The organism is Citricoccus zhacaiensis (genome assembly GCF_014645315.1).
Classification (GTDB): Bacteria; Actinomycetota; Actinomycetes; order Actinomycetales; family Micrococcaceae; genus Citricoccus; species Citricoccus zhacaiensis.
The window spans coordinates 123,778-138,718 of sequence record NZ_BMLQ01000008.1 but is presented as its reverse complement, the minus strand read 5'-3'; the positions used below and the strand labels follow the sequence as shown (position 1 = coordinate 138,718).

Annotated in this window: 11 protein-coding genes; 1 reads left to right on the top strand and 10 read right to left on the bottom strand. The window is 72.7% G+C overall.

Annotated features, from left to right (window positions below; all coding sequences use genetic code 11):
- The first annotated feature begins 2 nt into the window (after positions 1-2).
- The gene (locus IEX49_RS16910) at positions 3-1,817 is read left to right on the top strand and encodes a glycosyltransferase family 2 protein (RefSeq protein ID WP_229672678.1); all 1,815 of its coding nucleotides are present in this window, start codon (positions 3-5) and stop codon (positions 1,815-1,817) included.
- Between the two features lie 51 nt (positions 1,818-1,868).
- On the opposite strand, the gene IEX49_RS13530 is transcribed toward IEX49_RS16910, so the two are convergent.
- Genes IEX49_RS13530 through glgA form a run of 10 tightly spaced genes read right to left on the bottom strand, consistent with a single transcriptional unit; the run spans position 1,869 to position 14,899 of the window.
- Entirely contained in the window at positions 1,869-2,888 is a 1,020-nt protein-coding gene (locus IEX49_RS13530; RefSeq protein WP_188806681.1) for a UDP-glucuronic acid decarboxylase family protein, read from the bottom strand.
- Entirely contained in the window at positions 2,885-4,015 is a 1,131-nt protein-coding gene (locus tag IEX49_RS13525) for a glycosyltransferase family 9 protein (protein WP_188806680.1), read from the bottom strand. Before IEX49_RS13525 ends, IEX49_RS13530 begins: the two co-directional genes overlap by 4 nt.
- Positions 4,005-5,468 (bottom strand): PfkB family carbohydrate kinase, encoded by a 1,464-nt coding sequence (locus IEX49_RS13520; protein WP_188806679.1) that lies wholly within the window; start codon positions 5,466-5,468, stop codon positions 4,005-4,007. The genes IEX49_RS13525 and IEX49_RS13520 overlap by 11 nt, the downstream gene beginning before the upstream one ends.
- Complete coding sequence (locus IEX49_RS17085) at positions 5,465-7,372, bottom strand: glycosyltransferase (protein WP_308421950.1); 1,908 nt, start codon at positions 7,370-7,372, stop codon at positions 5,465-5,467. Before IEX49_RS17085 ends, IEX49_RS13520 begins: the two co-directional genes overlap by 4 nt.
- Positions 7,369-8,328, bottom strand: coding sequence for a glycosyltransferase (locus IEX49_RS13510; RefSeq protein ID WP_188806678.1), 960 nt, complete (start codon positions 8,326-8,328; stop codon positions 7,369-7,371). The genes IEX49_RS17085 and IEX49_RS13510 overlap by 4 nt, the downstream gene beginning before the upstream one ends.
- Positions 8,325-9,437: a glycosyltransferase family 9 protein gene (locus IEX49_RS13505; protein WP_188806677.1), complete on the bottom strand. Its 1,113-nt coding sequence runs from the start codon at positions 9,435-9,437 to the stop codon at positions 8,325-8,327. The genes IEX49_RS13510 and IEX49_RS13505 overlap by 4 nt, the downstream gene beginning before the upstream one ends.
- On the bottom strand, positions 9,434-11,083 hold the full coding sequence (locus tag IEX49_RS17080) for an HAD-IIIA family hydrolase (RefSeq protein ID WP_188806676.1): 1,650 nt from the start codon (positions 11,081-11,083) through the stop codon (positions 9,434-9,436). Before IEX49_RS17080 ends, IEX49_RS13505 begins: the two co-directional genes overlap by 4 nt.
- Positions 11,080-12,717 carry a carbamoyltransferase family protein gene (locus IEX49_RS13495; RefSeq protein ID WP_188806675.1) on the bottom strand — a complete coding sequence of 546 codons (1,638 nt, stop codon included), beginning with the start codon at positions 12,715-12,717 and terminating at the stop codon, positions 11,080-11,082. The genes IEX49_RS17080 and IEX49_RS13495 overlap by 4 nt, the downstream gene beginning before the upstream one ends.
- A gap of 56 nt (positions 12,718-12,773) precedes the next feature.
- Positions 12,774-13,706 (bottom strand): polysaccharide pyruvyl transferase family protein, encoded by a 933-nt coding sequence (locus IEX49_RS13490; protein WP_229672677.1) that lies wholly within the window; start codon positions 13,704-13,706, stop codon positions 12,774-12,776.
- Entirely contained in the window at positions 13,703-14,899 is a 1,197-nt protein-coding gene (gene glgA / locus IEX49_RS13485) for a glycogen synthase (RefSeq protein ID WP_188806674.1), read from the bottom strand. The genes IEX49_RS13490 and glgA overlap by 4 nt, the downstream gene beginning before the upstream one ends.
- Positions 14,900-14,941: the final 42 nt, after the last annotated feature.

The following is a 14,941-nucleotide window of genomic DNA, read 5'->3' as shown; positions in this document are numbered from 1 at the left end:
TCGTGACCGGACCAGGGGCCGCATCCCGGAGACCTGAACGCACCACCGTGGTGGTGGCCACCCGCAACCGCCGTGAAGAGCTCCTGGCCTACCTCGGTCTCCACGAGGCGCCGGTGATCGTGGTGGACAACGCCTCCACGGACGGTTCGCCGGAGGCCATCGAGGCCGCCTTCCCGAGTGTGCGGGTGGTACGGCTCCCGCAGAACCGCGGCGCGGAGGCCCGTACCGTGGGCGTCCGGCTGGCGGAGACGGAATTCGTCGCCTTCGCAGATGACGATTCCTGGTGGTCGCCCGGCGCCCTGCGGCGCGGCGAGGAACTCTTCGCGGACCACCCGCGGCTGGGGTTGCTGGCCGCGTCCATCGCGGTGGGGCCGGACGAGGTGCCGGACCCCATCAATGCGGTGCTCGCCGATTCGCCCCTGGGGCCGGCGTCGACCGGAGCGGGCCCCCGGCTCCTGGGCTTCGTGGCCTGTGCCGCCATGGTGCGACGATCAGCATTCTTGGAGGTGGGCGGGTTCGACCCCGTGGTCCGCTTCCCCGGCGAGGAGGAGCGGGTGGCCCTGGACTTGGCCGCCGCCGGCTGGGAGCTCGCTCATGCCCCCGAGCTGTGGGTGCACCACCATCCCTCGAGCCTGAGGGAACCGAACGAGACCCGCCAGCGGGAACTGCTCCGCAGCCGGCTGCTGACCACGGTGATGCGCCGGCCCTGGGCTGCCGTGGGGCACGAGGTCCGCTCGGCGGCGACAGCCGGGTCCAGGGGGCGACGCGCGCTGGCCTCCGCCCTCCCGAGGATCCCGGCTGCGGTGCGCCGGCGCCAGCCGGTCCCCGCCTCCGTCGAGGCCGACCTGGCCCGGTTGCGACCGCGCGCGACGGTGACCGCCACGCCGGCACCGCCGCCCGGCGGACCGGGGGCCCTTCACGCACGGCTGTCCGTGGTGATGATCACCTACAACCGCCGGGCGGAAGCACTGCAGTCGCTGGAGCGGCTGGCGGCCCTGCCGGAGCGGCCCCGCGTGGTCGTCGTGGACAACGGGTCCACGGACGGCACGGCCGAGGCCATCCGCGAGCGGTACTCGGGCGATCCGCGCATCGTGCTGGTCGCCAGCCCGGACAACCTGGGGGCCGTGGGACGCAACCTGGCCATGGAGCAGGTCACCACCGAGTTCGTGGCGTTCTGCGACGACGACACGTGGTGGGAGCCGGGCGCCCTGGACCTGGCCGTGGCGGCGCTGTCTGCCCATCCCCTCCTGGGCGTGGTCACCGGCCGGATACTGGTGGAGCCCGGTGGCCGGGAGGATCCCATCAACGCCGAGCTGTTGCATTCGCCCGTGGCCGGCCCGGAGTGGCTCCCGGGTCCGGCACTGGGCAGCTTCCTGGCCGGGGCCTCGGTGATGCGCACGGCGGCCTTCCGCGACGTCGGCGGGTTCAGTCCACGGCTCTGGCTCGGCGGCGAGGAGGAGCTGATGGCGGCGGACCTCGCCACGGCGGGCTGGGAGCTGTGCCACCTGCCGGAGATGCTGGTGCACCACCAGGCGTCCACGGTCCGCGATCCGCACCTGCGCCGGCGCCACGGCCTGCGCAACACCCTCTGGTTCATCTGGTTGCGCCGACCTGTGGGCGCCGCAGTACGTCGAACTCGTGACGTGCTCAGCACGGCGCCGCGGGACCGCACCACCGCCGCCGGCATCGCCGACGCACTGGCCGGCGCCGGCTGGGTGCTGCGCGAACGCCGGGTGCTGCCCCCGCGCGTCGAGCAGCGCTTCCTCGCGCTGGAGGACTCCCAGCGCCACAGCAAGGCACGCCAGTACGTCAGCTGAGCCGGCCGCCGTCGTTCCGGCTGCGGGACGACGGCTCCCCTCGACCCACGGTCAGTCCTGGCGGGTGGCCGCCTCAAGGCTGTCCTCGTTGACAGCCGTGCGGAACCACTCCACGGTGCGCGCGAGCCCCTCGGTCCAGGGCACCTCCGGGGTCCAGTCCAGCTCGTGGGAGGCCAGGGTCGTGTCCGGGCGGCGGACCATGGGATCGTCCACCGGGCGGTCGATGAACTCGATCGGCGAGTCGGATCCGGTGGCGGCCACGACGTCCCGGGCGATCTGCAGCACGGAGAGCTCGTGGGGGTTGCCGATGTTCATCGGCCCGGAATGGTCACTCCATGCCAGGGCCAGGATCCCGCGCACCAGATCGGAGACGTAGCAGACCGAGCGCGTCTGTTCGCCGTCACCCGTGACGGTCAACGGCTCGCCGGCCAGCGCCTGCCGGATGAAGGTGGGGATCGCCCGGCCGTCGTAGGGGCGCATCCGCGGGCCGAAGGTGTTGAAGATCCGGACGATGCCCGTGTCCACCGCGTGCTGCCCCCGGTAGGCCACCGTCATGGCCTCGGCGAAGCGCTTGGCCTCGTCGTACACGCCGCGTGGCCCCACCGGGTTGACGTGTCCCCAGTAGTCCTCGGACTGGGGATGCACCTGCGGATCCCCGTAGACCTCCGAGGTGGAGGCGAGGATGAATCGGGCCCCCTTGTCCTTGGCCAGGCCCAGGGCGTGCAGGGTACCGATCGAGCCGACCTTGAGGGTGTGGATGGGCAGCTTCAGGTAGTCGATCGGGGAGGCCGGTGAGGCGAAGTGCAGCACGAGGTCCACCTCGCCGGGGACATGGATGTAGTCCGTGACATCGCACTGGACCAGCCGGAAGCCGGGATCGCCGATCAGGTGCTCGATGTTGACGGCATTGCCCGTGAGGAAGTTGTCCAAGCAGACCACCTCCACCTCGCGCCGACGCAACTCGGTGCACAGGTGGCTGCCGAGGAAGCCCGCACCTCCGGTGACGACGGCGCGGCGGATCGGGCGCTGTGGTCCGGCTCCCGTATCGTTCTGGCGGTTCTCAGGGTTCACGATGGATCCTCTCGTTGGACAGGGTCGGTGTGGAGGTGGGTGCGCGCGGCCTCCAGCACCTCGGTGACGGACACCTTCTCCAGCAGCGCGTCGAGGGTGTCGCCGTGCGGGTCGCCCCACGCGCCGGCGTCAGGGTCGCCGTGCCAGAGGACGGTGTGCAGGTCCGGATCGATCGCCGGCCCCCACCGTGCCGGGGGCACCGGGCCGAACAGCACCACGGAGGGAACGCACCAGCCGGTGGCCAGGTGGGCGACTCCGGTGTCCGCGCTCACGACGAGTGCGGCATCACGCACCATCGCGGAGAGCTCACTCAGCCCCTGGCCACCGGTGTGGTCCTCGACGCCGGCCAGTCCCGTGGACACGGCGTGGCCCAGACCGGCCTCGGCTGCTGATCCGGTGACAAGAACCCGGTGACCGTCCGCCGCCAGGGCGGCGGTCACCTGGCGCCAACGCTCCACCGGCCAGTGTCGAGAGGCCGAGGCCGCCCCCGGGTGCACCAGGATCGGTCCGGTACCGTCCCGGTGTCGCCGTTCGGCGTCGGCGGCGGCCCGGGGGCGCAGCCGCAGGTCCTCGCGGGAGCACTCGCCTCCGGCCTGCCGCACCACGCGGCACCAGCGGTCCACCTCGTGTTCGTCGGCACGCCAGTCCGGCCCGGCGTGCCCGGCCTCTGGGGCGGCGTAGGCGATGAGCCGCGCTGGCCGTGCCTGCTGCAGCAGTCGGTGGCTGGCGGGGCCCCGTCCGTGCAGGTTCACGGCCACCGATCCGGGCCTGCACTCCGGCAGCGGAACCAGTCCGGGGAGCGGGAGCACCTCGTCCACGAAGCCCAGGTCCCGGAGTAACTGACCGGTCACAGCGGGACCCGCCAGCACGAGCCTTCGGTCCGGGTACCGTCGCCGTATCCCGCGGAGGGCGGCGACGCCGGTCAGCGCGTCGCCCAGGCCCAGGGCACGGAGTACGAGGACATCCTCCGGGCCCGGGGTCACCGGTGTGCCGCCGGCCGGTACAGCCGGCTCCCCCGGTGCGCTGGGAACCCCGCCCTGCCTGCTGGCGGCGAGGCTGGGAACCCCGCCCTGCCTGCTGGCGGCGAGCCAGGCGGCGGTATAGGGTTCCGGGATGTCAGTGGGCATCCACGTTCCCTGCGGTGATGCGATCCACGATGCCGGTGGTGGAATGACCGGGCACGTAGGGCAGCACCTCCACGCGTCCGCCCCAGCTGCGGACCAGTGGCGCCTCAGGCAACAGGTCCGGGGTGTAGTCCCCGCCCTTGACCCAGATGTCCGGGCGCAGCCGGTCCAGGGCGGCGCACGGGTTGTCCTCGTCGAAGATGAGCACTCCGTCGACATCGCGCAGCCCCATGAGCAGGGTCGCCCGGTCCTGCTGACCCACCACTGGCCGGCTCGGGCCCTTGAGGCGGCTGACCGAGTCGTCAGAGTTGAGCAGGACCACCAGCACGTCTCCCAGGTCGCGGGCCCGGCGCAGCGTCTCGAGGTGGCCGGGGTGCAGCACGTCGAAGCATCCCCCCGTGGCGACCACGGTGCCACCGCGGGCCCGGGTCGCGGCTACCGCGTGGATGGCCGCTTCCTGCGGGTCCAGGGCGAGCGGGCGGTGCGGGGAACGCCGGGTGGCCGCGGGACCGTCCGGACCGATGCGTCCGTCGCGGAAGGCGGCGGCACCGCCGGCCTCCACCCATTGGGCGGCGGCCGCGACGGCGGCCTCGACCGAGCGGAGCACCGATCCGCCGGCGGCCAGCTGGACGGCGACGGCGGCCGCGAACCGGTCCCCGGCTCCACAGGGATCGGAGGAATCAACCGGCACGGTCGGCAGGAGCTCGGCGGTGCCGGAGGTGGCGAGGAACGCCCCGCAGGCGCCGGCGGTCACCGCCACGGACCGGGCGCCCCAGCCCACGCGCAGGGCCTCCGCCAGGCTGTCGTCCGGGACCTCGGCCCCCGGCTCGTGCGGCTCGGCCGGCCCCGTGCCCAGCCGGCCCAACGCCGCGCGGGCCTCGGCCAGGTTGGGGGTCACCACCGTGCATCCCGGCACCGGGTCACCGCCGCGAGGATGCGGGTCCCAGACCATCGGCACGCGGGCGGCCGTCTCGGTGAGAGCCCGGCGTATGGACTCGTCCCGGGTGATGCCACCGCCGTAGTCGGAGACCAGGATGACGTCGGCGTCGCCCAGCACGGCGGCGAGAGCACCGGCGTCGACGTCCAGCGGCGTGCCCGGCCCGCCGTCGTCGATGCGCACCAGGGTCTGACCGGCACTACGGACCCGGGTCTTGGTCCGGGTGCCACCGTCATGTCCCAGGGCGTGGATGTCGATACCGGCCAGTTCCGCGCGCAATTCGGCCGCGGCGTCGTCCTCGGCCAGCGGGGCCACCAGGACCACGGTGGGCGGCTCGCCGGGCAGGCCGCCGGCCCGTCCGGCGCACAACAGTGCGGCCAGGCCTGCACCACCCGGACTGGCGTGAAGGTGCTGCACGTCCACCACGGGGACCGGGGCGTCCGGGCTCAGCCGTTCGGAGCTGCCCGTGATGTCTCGGTCCAGCAACACATCCCCCACCACGACGATCCGCGCACTCATGGCGTGTCCTCCCTGTTGGTCCTGTTGGTCCTGTGCGTGCCTGGAACGGTATCCGGGCCCGGTTGGCAACGGTTGAATCCTTCGTCCATCACAGCACAGAGTGCGTGCAACAGGACCAGGTGAGCCTCCTGGACCACCGAGGTGGACGGCCCCGGCACGCACACGGCCTCGTCGGCCAGCTCGGCCAGCGGGTTGGGTCCCGGACCGGTCAGCGCCCAGACGCGCATCCCGATCTGCCGGGCGCGGCGCGCCGCCTCCAGCACGTTGGGACTGGTCCCACTGGTGGAGAGCAGCACGAGCACGTCGCCCGCCCGCCCGTGGGCCTGGACCTGGCGGGCGAACACCTCGTCGGCGCCGTAGTCGTTGACGATCGCCGTGAGGGACGAGGTCTCCGCCGAGAGGCACACGGCCGCCAGGGGGCGCCGCTCGCCCTGGAAGCGGCCGACCAGCTCGGCGGTGAAGTGCTGGGCCTCGGCCGCGCTGCCGCCGTTGCCGGCGGCCAGCACGCGTCCACCGCCACCCAGCAACTCGGACAGGCGGCGGCCCCACCGGTCCAGCACGTCGGCGTCGTCCTCGAGGGCGGTCAGCGCCTGGTCCAGGTCTTCCCGGTGCTCGGCCAGCAGCCGGCGGGTGGCTCCAGGCCGGCTTGGATGCGACTGTGCGTACCCGCTCTGAGCCTCGCGGTAGGCCTCCTCGGTGAGCTCGGCCACCCGCTCCCAACTGAACAGTCGCTGCACCCGTTCCCGGCCGGCCCGGCCCATGCAGGCGGCAAGCTCCGGGTCCTCGGTGAGACGGCGGATGGCCGTGGCCGTGGCGTCCACGTCCCGGGGTGGGACCAGCAGGCCGGTGGTGCCGTCGTCGATGCTGTCCAGCAGACCCCCCACGGCTGAGCCGACCACCGGACGGCCACAGGCCATGGCCTCCAGCGGCACGATGCCGAAGGGTTCGTACCACGGGGTGCAGGTGACGATGTCGGCCGAGGCCAGCAGCCCGGCGGCCTCGTCGCGGCCGACCCGGCCGGTCAGGGTGAGCCGGTTTGCGACCCCGTACTCCTCCGCCAGCGCCAGCAGGCGCCGGGCCTCGGGGTCCTCGCCGAGCACGGCGCGGTCCGGTCCGCCGGCCACGGTCAGGTGAGCCTCGGGAACCTGGGCGAGGGCACGCACGACGACGTCCACGCCCTTGCGCTCGACCATCCGGCCCAACGCCACGAGATGCACCGGCTCGCCGGCTGCGCGTCCGGGACCGGCGTCCACGGGCGGGGCGAAGGCCCCGGCGTCCACGCCACAGGGCACGATGCGGACCCGGTCCGGGTCGGCGCCGAGGCCCATGAGCTCGTCCACCTCGTCGCGGCAGGTGGCCAGGACCAGCTCGTTCTGCTCCACGAGGCGGGCCTCGATCCCGAGCCGGCCGGACGGGCTGGTGTCCGCCAATCCCTGGTGCCGGCGCTTGACCGAGCCCAGGGCATGGAAGGTCTGGACGGCCGGGATGCGGGCGGCCTCCGCGGCCGCCGTCGCGGCCATCCCGGACATCCAGAAGTGCGCGTGGACGAGGTCCGGCACCCCCTCCCGACGCCACTGCGCGGACATCCAGCGGGCGAACTCGTCCATGTAGGGCGCGAGCTCGTCCTTGGGTAGCTGTTCGGCCGGACCGGCGGGCACGTGCACGACGGTCACGCCGGGCGCGGCTTCCACCTGCTCGGGCAGGGCCGCATCGTCGAGCCGGGTGTAGACACGGATCCGGTGACCGCGGCGACCCAGCTGGGCGGCCAGGGCTGCCACGAAGACGTTCTGGCCACCGGCGTCCACGCCGCCGAGGGCGGCCAGCGGGGAGGCGTGCTCGGACACGAGCGCTATATCCAGGGGCCCGGTGTCCATCGGCTTGCTGTCCCTCCGGTCGGCGCTCATGCGACCACCCGCCCGATCAACGCATCCCAGTCGGCCAGGAACCTCTGAAGACCGTACCGGTCCAGCGCGTGGGCACGGGCCGCGGCCCCGGCCTGGGCCGCGAGTCCGGGGTCCTGAAGCCACTGCCGGCCACGGTGCGCCAGTTCGGCCGGGTCGTTGCTGAGCAGGCCGGCGGAGGGCGGCACGGCCCGAGGCGCCTCGGTGGTGGACAGGGCCAAGACGGGCATGCCGAGCGTCATGGCCTCGAGCAGGGCCAGCCCCAGGCTGGTCCACCGGTACGGGTGGAAGTACACGCGGTGTGCGGCCAGGGCCCGGTGCAACTCGGACTGCCGGTAATTCTCGTGCAGGCCGCCCGCGAGCCAAGGTGCGACCTCGGCCAGGTGGTCCATGCCCATGCCGTAGACCTCCACGGGCAGGTCCCGGGACAACTGCAGGACCAGGTCCGTGCCCGCCACGCGGGTGCGGCGCACCGGTTCGTTCACCACGACGGCCAGGGAGGCCTGCTCCCCGGTGTACAGGTGGCCGGGATCGGGAACGCCGTGCTCGATCACCTCGGTGCGGGCCGTGCCGGTGTCCCACATGATGCGGTTGAAGTGGGTGACGTGCACGACCGGGATGGCGTCCTGGTCGGCATAGGGGTGGCCGGAGGCCATCGCGGTCCCGGTTGGCGCGTTGTGCTCCAGGTAGACGGCCGGGACGTCGATCCCAGCCCGCAGTCCGGTCCAGCTCTCCAGCAGCTCCGCCTCGTGCGGCCGTTGCAGCACCACCAGGTCCGGTTGTTCACCGGCCAGATGTGCAGCGGTCATCTCCCGCGCAGAGGCCGGCCAGTCCCAGGTCTGGGCCCGGCCGCGGCCGTCAGGTCCCCGGTCGTCGTCCACCGGCAGCAGGTAGTCGTGCTGGCCCTGGACGAACGCGGTCATCCAGGAGCCGTGCACATGCCAGATCAGGATTCTCATCGGTCTCCTCGGGAGGTGCTCAGGGGTCCGCAGCCGGCCTCGTGGGCGGCCCGGACCGGTTGGTCGGTGGGCTGGGTGAGCTCGGCCACGGCGGCGACCACGTCGGCGCCGGAGACTCCACTCAGGCACGGGTGTCCGGGGACGGGGCAGTCACGGGCTCGGCTGTCCCGGCACGGGGCGTGCTGGTCGCCGAGCAGACGGACCGGGACCCCGTAGGGCCGCCATCGCTCGGCGGGGACCACCGGAGAGAACAGGGAGACGACCGGTGTGCCGACGGCGGCCGAGAGGTGGGCCGGGCCGGTGTTGCCGACCACCGTGCAGTCCGCGGACTCGAGCACCGAGGCCAGGCCGGCCAGGTCTGTGGCCCCGGCCAGGTCCAGCACCGTGGCATCCGGGTGGCGTCCGCGCGCCAGGGCCACCGTCTCGGCCACCAGTTCGCGTTCGGCGGGTCCCCCGGTGACGACGACGGCGTGGCCGGCAGCGGCCAGGGCCGCCGCGATGGCCCCGGCGTGGTCCGCCCGCAGTCCGCGTGCCGGCACGGACGCGCCCGGGTGCAGGACCACGTAGCCGCCCGAGCGCAGGGCAGCGGGCAGTTGAGTGGGTGGTGGTGGCAGGGGGCGGCGCACGCCCAAGATCGGGTGCTCCGGCCGAGGGGCACCGGCGGCGACCGCGACCTCCAGGGCGGCCTCGACCTCGTGGCCGCCACCCGGCGGGTCGGCGCGCTTCAATCGCACGTCCAACAACGACCCGGGGTAGTCCGTACTCGTGCCCACGATGTGTTCGATCCCGGCCATCCGGGCCAGCAGGGCCATCGGCAGGGGGCTCTGGTGGAAGGAGGTGAAGATGACCGCCCGGTCGTACCCCGTGACGCGCAACCGCTCGACCAGCTCCAGCGTGGCCCGCGTGTCGACCGCCGGCGGCCGGAAGCCGGACCACGGGGCGTCGAATTCCAGGACCGTGTGGACGCCGGGCAGCAACCGCGCCGCGGCGGCTCCGGACGGGGAGGCGAGCAGGTCCACCGTGCCGATCTTGGCCAGGACCCGGATCGCGGGCCCGGTCAGCAGGACGTCGCCGTCCGAATCGAGTCGTACCGCGAGGATGCGCGTCATGTGGTGGATTGTTCACCGTCCTGGGTCGAGGTCAGGGTCGAAGTCAGGGTGGCGGCCGGGGCCTGCTGCCGGCCGGAGGACCAGTCGAGCACGAGTTCGACGGCGGTGGCCAGGTCCGGCGCGGTGACCGGGGCATCGGAAACCTCCTCGGGCCGGGTCACGTGGGTCGGCACCAGCACCGATCGGGCTCCGGCGGACTGGGCGGCCTCGATGTCCGCACCGATGTCGCCGATGAGCACGCATTCCTCGGGGCGTACGCCCAGGGCCTTCGCGGCGGCGAGGACCATGCCCGGCCGCGGCTTGCGGCAGGGGCAGTTCTCCGCCGGTCCGTGGGGACAGACCTGCCAGGAGTCGAAGGGGCCGAGCAGCCGGTCGATCCGTTCGTTGACGGCATCCACCTGGTCCCGGGAGACCAGTCCGCGGGCCACTCCCGACTGGTTGGTGACGACGGCTGTGCCCAGCCCAGCAGCGCGGACGCGCTTGAGGAGGCCCCGGGCGCCATCGACGGGATCGACCTGGTCCGGGTCTCCGTTGTAGGGCACATCGTGGACGAGGGTGCCGTCCCGGTCGAAGAGCACGGCGCGGGGGCGGACGGGCCAGGGGCCGGTGGACCGGTGCTGCATCCAGCCGCGGACTCGGTGCCGGACCGCGCTCGGCGGGATGGTCGCACTGGTCAAGGCCATCCGGCGCAACTCCGCCGGGAACTCAGGGTCTCCCGGTCGCGGTCCGGGGGCTAGCCTCCTGCCGAGGAAACGCCCGTACAGGGCGGACCAGGCCACGATGCCGGCTCCGGCGATCCGGCCGGCGCCGCGCGAGCCCGCCATCCAGCCCACGGTGCCGATCGCCGCAAGGGCCGCGGCCGTCGTCGTGGCCACGTGCCAGCCGAAGGCCCCGGCGGGTGCCTGGGCTTGTTCACGCCAGTGCGGGCCGTGCAGCCGGCGCATCAAGGCGTTGTCGGCGTTTCCTGCCTGCACGCGCTGGCTGACCCAGTCGTCCGCCGGGCGGACGGGGTGGAGGATGTTGCGGTGGCCGCGCACCAACCGGTAGCCGGCGAGACGGACCCGCAGGGCCAGGTCGGCGTCCTCGCGGTAGGCCCGCGGGAAGCGCTCGTCCAGTCCCCCGACCTCCTCGAGCACACGCCGGCGGTAGGCCATGTCGGCCGTCGCCCAATCGGCCTCCTGCAGTGAGGCGGTGTTGCGCGCCCAGTCGGTGGGTGCCCGGTCCGTCGGCAACGGCACTGTGATCCGGCCCTGACTGGCGGCCACCTCGGGTGGACAGGCGGCCAGGTCGGTGGCCAGATCGCGGGCCCAGGTGGTCGGCAGCTCGACGTCATCGTCCAGGAACGCGATCCATTCCACGGAATCGTCGACGGCCCGCCAGCCGCGGTTGCGCGCCGCTGCGGGGCCGCGGCCGTAGCCGCGCACCACGCGCACGGGTTCCCCATCCACCGTGGGCATCAGGGGGGCGAGCCGGGTGCCAGTCTCCGCCGGTTCGCGGCGGTCGTCCACCACGACGATCTCCACCGGGCCGGGGTGGGATGCGTCGGTGTCCAGGGCGGCCACGGTCTCCAGGAGCCGGTCCAGGGAGGGGCGGCCGACCGAGGGGATGACGAGGGCGTAAGGACCCTGCGCTCTCAGGCCGCTCATGCGAAGAACCCCGCCCGGCGGATCAGGTGCGGACCCAGGACCAGCGCGGCCACGGGCGCCGAACCGAACAACTCGAGGGCGTCTCGGGGGTCGTCCACCATCGGGCGTCCAGCCGTGTTCAGACTGGTGTTGACCACCACCGGGACGCCCGTGCGTTCGTTGAAGGCACGCAACAGGGCGGCGATGCCGGGGTTGTCCCGGTCATTGACCGTCTGGATGCGGGCGGAGCCGTCCACGTGGGTGACGGTGGGGATGCGGTCGCGCCACTCCGGGGCGACGTCGTGGGTGAAGAGCATGTAGGGACTGGGGATGGGACCGCCGCTGAAGATCTCGGCGGCGCGGTCCTCCAGCACCATGGGGGCCACCGGGCGGAACTGCTCCCGGCCCTTCACATCGTTGAGCCGCTCCAGGTTCTCGGCATGCATCGGGTTCGCCAGCAGCGACCGGAACCCGAGCGCCCGGGGCCCGAACTCGCTGCGGCCGTCGAACCAGGCGATGACGCCGTTCTGTTCGAGGATGCCGGCCACCTCTGCGGCCAAGGCCTCGCGGGACCCGGGCGTGGTGAAGGGCACCTGCGCGGTGGTGAGCCACTGGGCCAGCTCGTCATCATCCCAGCTGCGCCCCAGGGCCGCCGTCGGCTCCGGCGCGGCGAGGTCACCGGCCCGCTGGGCCAGGGTCAGGGCCGCGCCCAGCGCCGTTCCGGAGTCCCCCGACGCCGGCTGGACCCAGACGTCGTCGAAGCCGGCCTCGCGCCAGATCCGGGAATTGGCCACGCAGTTGAGGGCGGTACCCCCGGCCATGGTCAGCACGCGCTGGCCGGTCTGCTCCCGCAGCCACCGGGCCAGTTCCACCAGGGTCTCCTCGACCACGCACTGGACGGAGGCCGCGAGGTCGGCGTGGGCGCCGCCCCAGGTGCCGTCATCGATCCGCCGGGGGGCGAACTGCTCCCACTCCGGGGCACGGGCGGTGAAACCGCCGTCCCCGGTGGCGTGGACGTAGTCGCGGAGTTCGTCCAGGAAGCGCGGAGTCCCGTAGGAGGCCAAGGCCATGACCTTGAACTCGTCGGACGAGCGCAGGAAGCCGAGGTGGTCGGTCAGGGATTCGTAGACCAGGCCCAGGGAATCGGGCAGCTCCTGACGGGCCAGGATGGACAGCTCACCGTCGACGTACTCGCCGGCCAGGTGGGAGTGGCCCTCTCCCCGGCCGTCCGAGACGAGCACCGCACCGGTACGGTAGGGGCCGGCGAGCCCGGAGGAGGCGGCGTGGGCCACGTGGTGCTGGACGTACGTGACCTTGGACGGGTCCAGGCCGGGCAGGGCTTCGGCGATGAATCCCGGGGCCCGGCGCACATAGTCCAGCCGGACGTGGTCATAGGGGTCGTCGGGGATGTCCACGGCGATCTCCGGGTCGAAGGAGTACGCCACCCCGTCCAGGTCCTCGGCGGTGATCCCGGCCTCGGCCAGCACCCAGCGCATGGACTGCTCTGGCAGCTCCCACGCGGAGAACGGCACCGGCCGCTTTCCGTGCTTGCGGCGGGAGAACCTCTCCTCCTCCGCGGCTGCCACGACTTCGCCGTTGACCACCACAGCGGCAGCCGGATCATGGAACGTTGCATTGATTCCCAAGTAGCGCACGCCGTCAGTCTTGCATAAGAAACCTGTAACGGAGGACACGGTTTGGAGGGCCCGTGTCAATCGCTACGCAGTTGGTGGATGAGCTTGCTCAACCCTGCATTGACTAGGCCATCATTCCCCTCTCCACGTCCGGATCCCATCCAGGACGCCCTGTGCCGTGCGACGGCCCGTCCCTCGGACAGGCACCACGCCAGCTGGTGGTCCAGGGCGGACTCCGAGACCGCGGCGGCGGACAGGACGGCCGGCCAGTCCAGGGCCCGTGCCTGTGCCGTCACCTTCCCGCCACCCTCCACCGGGTCCAGGGCAAGGGCCGGTACCCCGGCCCGCAGCGCCAGGACCAGGCCGTGCATGCGCATGGTCACCACAGCATCCAGTCGCTGGATCACCGACTGCAGCTGCTCCGGGGACGCAGGCAGGCGCCAGTCCCGCGGGTCGAGCCGGGTGTCCAGGTCGAGCCGGGCGGCATCGATCCGGGACAGCCACGTCGCCAGCGTGTCCTTCACCGCGTCATGACGGCGCCTAGCCCCGTACTCCCGCTGGCCGGCCGTCAGGAAGACACCCAGCACCGGCGGGAGGCGCGCCTCGGGTGCCATCGGTGCCGCTGTGGCCAGGTCCGGCTGTGGAGGTGATCCCGGGCGGTCTCGCGCGAAGACCCGGTGGAACCCGGTCACGGCGGGGTCGGCGGGATCGACGACGCTGACACCGATGGCGATCCGGGTGCAGTGGGAGAAGCGTTCATGCAGTTCCACCAGCGGCGTCCCCGTGGCTGGGCCGCAGGCGAAGATCAGGTACGAGTAGTGGCTGGGTTCCGCATCATCCAGGAGAAGGCCGCCCGGCGGACACATGACGGGGCTCCAGGCCGTGTCGTGCCGGATCCCGGCCCCGGACAGGGCGTGCTCCACCGTCCGCATGGCCAGCACGTCGCCGGCCGTGGCCTCCCCGTGCAGGACTGACGGCCAACCGACCACGAGGGCCCGCGGGCCGGTCACCGGAGGACAGACTCGTAGACGTCCAGGGTCCGATCGGCGATGGCCATCCAGGAGAAGTGGTCGATCGCCCGCTGCCGGCCGGCCCTGCCCATCCGCGCTGCCTCGGCGGGATCCTCGAGCACAGTTGTGAGGGCGGCGGCGAAGTCGGTGATGAAGCGTTCCTCGTCGAGCGGCGTCCCGGAGCCGTCGGCGCTCTGGTCGAGTTCCACCAGAAGGCCGGTCTCGCCGTGCTGGACGACCTCGGGGATCCCGCCCACGGCGGAGGCGACCACGGCCGTACCGCACGCCATGGCCTCGAGGTTGACGATGCCGAGCGGCTCGTAGACGGAGGGGCAGGCGAACACGGTGGCGTGGGACAGGATCTGCATGATGTCCGCCCGGGGAAGCATGCCCTCGATGACCGTGACCCCGTCCCGAGCGGCCTTCAACTCGGCCACCAGGCCAGCCACCTCGGCGGCCAGCTCAGGGGTGTCGGCCGCTCCGGCGCAGAGGACGACCTGGACCTCGGGGGCGAGCCGGGCCGCGGCCCGCAGGAGATAGGGCACGCCCTTCTGCCGGGTCACCCGGCCGACGAAGGCGACCATCGGACGCCCCGGATCGATGCCATGGTGCTCGAGGGCGCCGGCGTCGTGCTGGGGGGTCCACAGTTCGGTGTCGATGCCGTTGTGGACGACGCGGACCTTGGCTGGGTCCACATCCGGGTAGGCCGCCATGATGTCCTTCCGCATGCCCTCCGAGACCGCGATGACGGCCGCCGCCGAGGCATAGGCGGTCGCCTCGGCCCAGGAGGACACGCGGTAGCCGCCGCCGAGCTGCTCGGCCTTCCAGGGCCGCAAGGGTTCCAGGGAGTGGGCGGAGAGGATATGCGGGACATCGTGGAGGAGGCCGCCGAGGTGGCCGGCCAGGTTCGCGTACCACGTGTGGGTGTGGATCAGGTCCGTGCCGGCCAGGTCCTGCAGGATGGCCAGGTCGGTGCCGAGGGTCTGGACCGCGGGGTTGGACGTCTCCAGACCACCGGGGACTCCGTAGCTGGTCACCCTCGCCCCGTGGAAGTCGGGATCCCGGGCCTCCCCGAAGGCATGGACACGCAGGTCGACCCGGCTGGCCAGCACCCGGGACAGCTCGGCGACATGGACGCCGGCGCCCCCATAGATAGCCGGAGGGAATTCCTTGGTCACGATGTCGATGCGCACGACATCAACGTAGTCGAGTACGGAGGACTCCCGTTAGTGTGA